This window comes from Baekduia sp., from assembly GCF_035318805.1.
Taxonomy (GTDB): domain Bacteria; phylum Actinomycetota; class Thermoleophilia; order Solirubrobacterales; family Solirubrobacteraceae; genus Baekduia.
The window spans coordinates 43641-49815 of the sequence record NZ_DATHDY010000101.1; the positions used below are offsets into that span (position 1 = coordinate 43641).

The following is a 6175-nucleotide window of genomic DNA, read 5'->3' on the forward strand; positions in this document are numbered from 1 at the left end:
GCTTCGGCGCCGTCGCGGTCCACGCCCGACTCGCCCAGGAGGCTGGGAACCAACCCGGCGGGAGCCCGGCCGCGCTTCTGCGGCTTGGCGCGTTCGGCGTAGAGTTCGGTGGTGAGGATCTCTTGACCGAGCCCCAGACCACGGCGGCGCCCCCCACCCGGCTCATCGTCATCGGGGCCTCGGCGGGCGGGCTGCAGCCCTTGCGCACGGTCATCGAGGCCCTGCCGGCGCAGCTCGCCGCGACCGTCCTGGTGGTCGTGCACGTCTCCGCGACCGGCACGAGCGTCCTGCCGCACATCCTGTCCCGTGCCGGGACGCTGCGGGTCGAGACGGCGCAGGACGGCCTCGCGCTGAGGCCCGGGCAGCTGACGGTCGCGCCGCCCGACCGGCACCTCGTCGTCGAGGACGGCCATGTCCGGCTGCTGCGCGGCGCGCGGGAGAACGGGCACCGCCCGGCGATCGACCCGCTGTTCCGCAGCGCCGCCGAGGGCTACGGAGCGGCGTGCTGCGGCGTGCTGCTGTCGGGCGCCCGCGACGACGGCACGGCGGGGCTGGCGGAGGTCAAGCGACACGGAGGCGTGGCGCTGGTGCAGGAGCCGCAGGAGGCGCAGTACGGCGACATGCCCGCCAACGCGATCGCCGGTGCGGCCGTCGACGCGGTGCTGCCGGCCGCCGCGATCGGGCCGGCCCTCGTGCGCCTCGTCGCGGGGAGCGGCACCATGCTGGAGCGCTCGTCGGGCCGCCGCGCCTCCGACGCGGCGGACGGCGTGGTCCTGACCATCACCTGCCCGGAGTGCGGTGGCGTGATGACCGAGCGCAACCGCGGCGGCGCGCTGCAGTTCGCGTGCCACGTCGGGCACCTCTACTCACCGCGGAGCATGCTGTCCGCGCACGCCGAGGACGTCGAGCGCGCGATGTGGACTGCGGCGCGCACCCTGCAGGACCGTGCGACGCTCCTGCGCCGCATGGCCGAGCGCGCACGATCGACCGGCAACGAGCGCACCGCGCGGCAGTTCGAGGTCAGCGCCCTGGAGGCGGTCGATCAGGCCGCCACGATCCGCGTCGCGATCGTGTCGCTCGACGACGCGGCCCTGCCGACCGGCGACACCGACACGCACACCCACGTCCCCGCCCACGAGGAGGCCACTGGATGACCGTCGACGCCGCAACGCGGACCGACCTCGATCTCGACGGGCTGCTGGAGTTCGTCAAGCGCAACCGCGGGTTCGACTTCACCGGGTACAAGCGCTCCAGCCTCCAGCGCCGCATCGGCAAGCGGATGGAGCAGGTCGGCTGCGCCGGCCACGGCGACTACCAGGACTTCCTGGAAGTCCACCCGGACGAGTTCGCCGAGCTGTTCAACACCATCCTGATCAACGTCACGTCGTTCTTCCGCGACCCGCCGCTGTGGGAGCACCTGCGCGACGAGATCCTCCCCGCGGTCGTGGCCCGGCGCGCCCCGGACGCGCCGATCCGCATCTGGTGCGCAGGGTGCGCCTCCGGTGAGGAGCCCTACACGATCGCGATCCTGCTCTCCGCCCTGCTGGGCGATGCGGCGTACACGGCGCGCGTGAAGATCTACGCCACAGACGTCGACGATGACGCCCTGGCGACCGCGCGCGCCGCGACCTACACGGCCAAGCAGGTCGAGGCCGTGCCGGCGGAGGGGCTGGACCGCTGCTTCGAGCGCTCGCCTTCGGGCTACGTGTTCCGGCAGGACCTGCGCCGCACCGTCATCTTCGGGCGCAACGACCTCGTGCAGGACGCGCCCATCTCCCGCATCGACGTGCTCTTCTGCCGCAACACGTTGATGTACTTCAACGCGGAGACGCAGGCGCGGATCCTGCGGCGCTTCCACTTCGGCCTGGATCCCGCCGGCGTGCTGGTCCTCGGCAAGTCCGAGATGCTCATCAGCCACGCCGACCTGTTCTCGCCGACCGACCTCAAGCGGCGCGTGTTCCGCAAGACGGCGCGCGCGGCGCACGACGAGCCGCTGGACTTCGCCGCAAGCCCACCGCTCGAGGGCGGGTCCGGCGAGCAGCCGGCCTCGCTGCGCGACAGCGCGTTCGACGCCGGCCCCGTCGCCCAGCTGATCCTCGACGCGCGGGGCACGGTGGTGTCGGTCAACCAGGCGGCCCGCTCGATGTTCTCGCTGGACGGCGGCAGCGTCGGCCGTCCGCTGCAGGATCTCGAGCTCTCCTACCGCCCGATCGAGCTGCGCTCCCATCTCGACCGCCTGCGGCTCGACGGCCATCCCGTGCAGCTGCGGGCGGTGCCGTGGAACATCCGCGACGGCGACGTGCGCGTGCTCGACGTCCAGCTCACGCCGCTGCGCAACGGCGACCACGCCGACGGGACGAGCGTCTCCTACGTCGACGTCACGCACGCGCAGAGCCTGCAGGACGAGCTGGAGCGCTCCAAGCACGATCTGGAGCAGGCCTACGAGGAGCTGCAGTCGACGGTCGAGGAGCTGGAGACGACCAACGAGGAGCTCCAGTCGACCAACGAGGAGCTGGAGACGACCAACGAGGAGCTCCAGTCGACCAACGAGGAGCTCGAGACGATGAACGAGGAGCTCCAGTCGACCAACGAGGAGCTCGAGACGATCAACGACGAGCTCCGGACGCGTTCGCAGGACTTCGACCAGTCCAACGCGTTCCTCGAGGCGATCCTCGCGAGCATGGGCGTCGCGCTCGCGGTGCTCGACGCCGGCCAGATGGTGCAGGTGTGGAACCGCCACGCCGAGGAGCTGTGGGGCATCCGGGCCGGCGAGGCCGTCGACCAGCACTTCCTCGGCCTCGACATCGGGCTGCCGGTGCAGGAGCTCCGGACCGGCGTCCGCTCCGCCCTGGCCGGCGAGCGCACCGAGCTCGTCGTCGTCGCCAACGACCGCCGTGGCCGCGCGCTGCGGTGTCGCGTGACGGCGCTGCCGCTCACGGTCGGCAGCGACGAGGTCACCGGCGTGATCGTGCTGATGGAGCCGGCGTTGGCCTAGATGGGTTGTTCCACGAGGCGGCAGCGGACCCGTGGAACAACTCATCTACGCGCGGTCGCGTCGGGTGGGGCGCCGCGCCCGCCGGGCCTCGATGCGCTCGCGCAGCTCGCGGCTGTGGGCGCGCGTCTGCTCGTAGCGCTGCCGGTTGGCCGCGAGGCGCTGGCCCTGCTCGGCGTGCAGCGCCCGCACCCGGCTCGCGGTGGCCAGCAGCTCGCGCCGGGCCTCCGGCTCCCACGGCTCCTTGCGGATCACCGGGGTGATCGTCGCGGCAGGGAACGCCGGCAGCCGCGGCGCCGCGCCGATCAGGCCTTCGGTCGGCAGGCTGGGCTCGGGCGCGACGAGCAGCCACGTGCGGTCGGGCCGCCGGGCGACGATGCCGCGGTCGGCCATCGCCTTGAGCGCGAGGGTGATTGTCGGCCGCCGGCCGCCGACCAGCCGCGCGAGCACCTCATGCGACAGGGGCAGCGGAAGGTGGATCCCGGACGGCGTCACGTGCCCCCAGCGGCCGGCGAGGTCCCAGAACATCGCCTCCAGGCGCTGGTCGACGCGCGGCAGCTGGGCGATCGCGGCGTGCATCGCGGTCCGCATGAGCTGTCCGCCGGTCCGCTCCACGAGCCCGAGCCCGAGCCCTGGCCAGAGGCCGAAGCAGCCCTGCAGGACACGCTCGTCGAGGATCGCGACGCGGCTGGGCACGGCGGCCGACCAGCGCACCTCGGCGTCGAGCATCTCGCTGGAGGAGCAGCCGGGGAGCACCACGTCGCCCGGGCCGAGCAGCTGCATCGCGCTGCGCGACGCGAGGCGCACCTCCTGCAGCAGCAGGCCCTCGACGACCATGAAGCCGAGCGGGCCCGGCCGCCCGCCGGCCGCGGCCAGCCAGTCGCCGGCGGGGACGTCGAGCAGGTGCATCCGCAGCTGCTGCGCCGCCTCGGCGCGGTCGTCGTCGCGCAGGCGCGAGGCGAGATCGGGCTCGACGTCGAGGAGGTTGACGAAGGCATCGGAGATCACGATGGCGCGAGGTGTCCGATCCGGCGACGCGCGGGTGCGTGGCCTCGGGAGCCTCCATGGTGCAGCAGCGAGGCGCGATGCGCAACGGCGGCGGCGTGTTGCCGCGCCGCAGCGCTCTCGCGATCGGTCAGTCGATCCGGCGGCGCAGCACGAAGTCGCCGACGATCGAGCCGACCGGCCCGCCGGTGACGAGCACCACCGCGGGGAACCACCAGCCCCAGAACGCCTGGAGGGCGCCGTTGGCGGTCAGGCCCAGCAGCGCGAGGAAGCCGAGGCCGTGGATGGGGCCGAGGACGTGGACGGCGTTGTCGCTGCGGTCGACGAACGCGAAGTAGACGAGCACGACGAGCAGCAGCGCGTCGGCGAGGCCGACGGTCAGCACGAGGTTCAGGAGCTTCTTCCGGGCGGCGGCGGGCGCAGCAGCGGGTGCGGTGGCGGGGGTGGGCACGCGCACATTCCACCAGGCCGGCGCCCGGCGGGGGTGCGCAGGGTCACACGTGGCTGCGGTCACAGCGCGCGGGCCGCGGCGAATCACCGAGGATGCTCCGTGTGGCCGATCGGGACGACGCTGCGCTGCTGGCCGCCACGGCGGCGGGCGACGAGCGCGCCTTCGAGGTGTTCTACCGCCGCCATCTGGCGGCGGTGACGGGCTTTCACCTGCGGCGCACGGGCCGGCGGGAGCTGGCGTTCGACCTGACCGCCGAGACGTTCGCGGCGGTCGTGGTCGGCTGCGACGGATACGACCCCGCGCGCGGCAGCGCGACGGGCTGGCTGTTCGGCATCGCCGCGCACAAGCTGCACGACAGCCTGCGGCGCGGGCGGGTGGAGGCCGGCGCGCGCGAGCGGCTGCGCCACGAGCCGGTCGCACTGCTGGACGCCGATCTCGAGCGGGTCGACGAGCTGGCGTCGGCGGTCGACGAGGGGCGGCTCGCGGCGCTGCTGGCCGACCTGCCGGCCGAGCAACGCGGCGCGCTGCTGGCCCGGGTGATCGACGAGCGGCCGTATCCGGAGATCGCCGCGGAGCTGCGGTGTTCCGAGGCGGTCGTGCGGCAGCGGGTGCATCGAGGGTTGCGACGGTTGCGCGGTGGAATGGAGGAACCGGCATGAGCGGATACGACGAGCTCGAGCGGCAACTGCGCGAGAGCGTCCGGGAGCGGCGGGAGGGTGCCGGCGCCCGCAGCGGCGCGGCCCGGTGGTGGTCGCGCGGTGGTCGCGGCGGGCGCCGGGGGCTGCTGGTCGTGGTCGCGGCGCTCGTGGTGGGCGGCGGGGTCGCGACCGCGGCACAGCTCGGCGTGGTCGCCGGTCACGACGACGCTCCGCTCAGCGGACGACAGGTGGCGTATCAGGCCATGCGGGCGACCGCGGCCCTCCCGACCTGCCGCATGCGGCCCGAGGGCGCCGGACCGACGTTCGCCGACGTGCCGCTCAACCCCGACCTGGGCAGCTTCCTGCCGGACCGCGCCGGTCCCGGCGCGATGCGTGCGGCGCGCCGGTACAGCCATGGGAACCCCGTGATCGACGGTGCTGCGCGCACCGTGCCGCTCGGCCACGGCGAGCGGGTCGTGCTCTTCGCCAAGGTCGGCGGCGGGTCGCTCGCCATCGTCGACCCCGTCGCGTGCCGGACGGCGCGCCTGGCGTGGGTCGCGCGCGCTCGGCCCGATCCGACGAGCCGCCTGCGCATCGAGGCCGAGGCGGTGCTGCGGGCCGCCCGCGACACGATCCCCGGCGTCCAGAGCCTCGACCTGGTGCTCGAGACGCCCCGCGGGGGCCAGGGGAGCGGCATGCCGGTCGCGCCGGGCGAGCCGGTGCCGGTCGGGGTCGTGAGCGGCTCGAGCTCCGGCGTCTACCTCGGCCTGTCGGTTCCCGGCGCGGCGCGCGTGACCGCCGACGCCGGCGGGCTGCACCGGTCCTTCGCGGTCCACGACCGCGTCTTCGTCCTGCGGCTGCCGCGCCACACCGGTCCGGTGCGCGTCCGCCAGCGCGCCGCCGACGGCCGCGTCGTGCACGCGGAGACCCTCAGGAAGTGAGCGGCGGCCTAGACGGTTGATTCCGTATTCGGCTGGGGCGGGAAGGGTCGGCCAGGGGACATAACAAGGACGTCGAAGGGTGGCGCTGCTAACGCAACGCCGACCTTGGAGGCCGTGTGCACGCCACCCTCGACGCCCTTACGACTGC

6 protein-coding genes are annotated in these 6175 nt (G+C 74.0%); 4 read left to right on the forward strand and 2 right to left on the reverse strand.

Features of this window, described 5'->3' with window-relative positions:
• Window positions 1-122: 122 nt before the first annotated feature.
• Window positions 123-1154 carry a chemotaxis protein CheB gene (locus VK501_RS21740; protein ID WP_324341144.1) on the forward strand — a complete coding sequence of 344 codons (1032 nt, stop codon included), beginning with the start codon at window positions 123-125 and terminating at the stop codon, window positions 1152-1154.
• Window positions 1151-2995, forward strand: a complete 1845-nt coding sequence (locus tag VK501_RS21745) for a CheR family methyltransferase (RefSeq protein ID WP_324341146.1) — start codon at window positions 1151-1153, stop codon at window positions 2993-2995. Before VK501_RS21740 ends, VK501_RS21745 begins: the two co-directional genes overlap by 4 nt.
• 45 nt (window positions 2996-3040) lie before the next feature.
• Here the strand turns inward: VK501_RS21745 and VK501_RS21750 are convergent, their stop codons facing one another.
• Window positions 3041-4000, reverse strand: a complete 960-nt coding sequence (locus VK501_RS21750) for a helix-turn-helix domain-containing protein (RefSeq protein WP_324341148.1) — start codon at window positions 3998-4000, stop codon at window positions 3041-3043.
• Between the two features lie 127 nt (window positions 4001-4127).
• Window positions 4128-4448: a DUF3817 domain-containing protein gene (locus VK501_RS21755; protein ID WP_324341150.1), complete on the reverse strand. Its 321-nt coding sequence runs from the start codon at window positions 4446-4448 to the stop codon at window positions 4128-4130.
• Window positions 4449-4549: 101 nt separating this feature from the next.
• Between VK501_RS21755 and VK501_RS21760 the strand changes: the two genes are divergently transcribed.
• Both VK501_RS21760 and VK501_RS21765 read left to right on the forward strand, forming a co-directional pair.
• Window positions 4550-5107, forward strand: coding sequence for an RNA polymerase sigma factor (locus VK501_RS21760; RefSeq protein ID WP_324341152.1), 558 nt, complete (start codon window positions 4550-4552; stop codon window positions 5105-5107).
• On the forward strand, window positions 5104-6027 hold the full coding sequence (locus VK501_RS21765) for a hypothetical protein (protein WP_324341154.1): 924 nt from the start codon (window positions 5104-5106) through the stop codon (window positions 6025-6027). The genes VK501_RS21760 and VK501_RS21765 overlap by 4 nt, the downstream gene beginning before the upstream one ends.
• The last annotated feature ends 148 nt before the right edge of the window (window positions 6028-6175 follow it).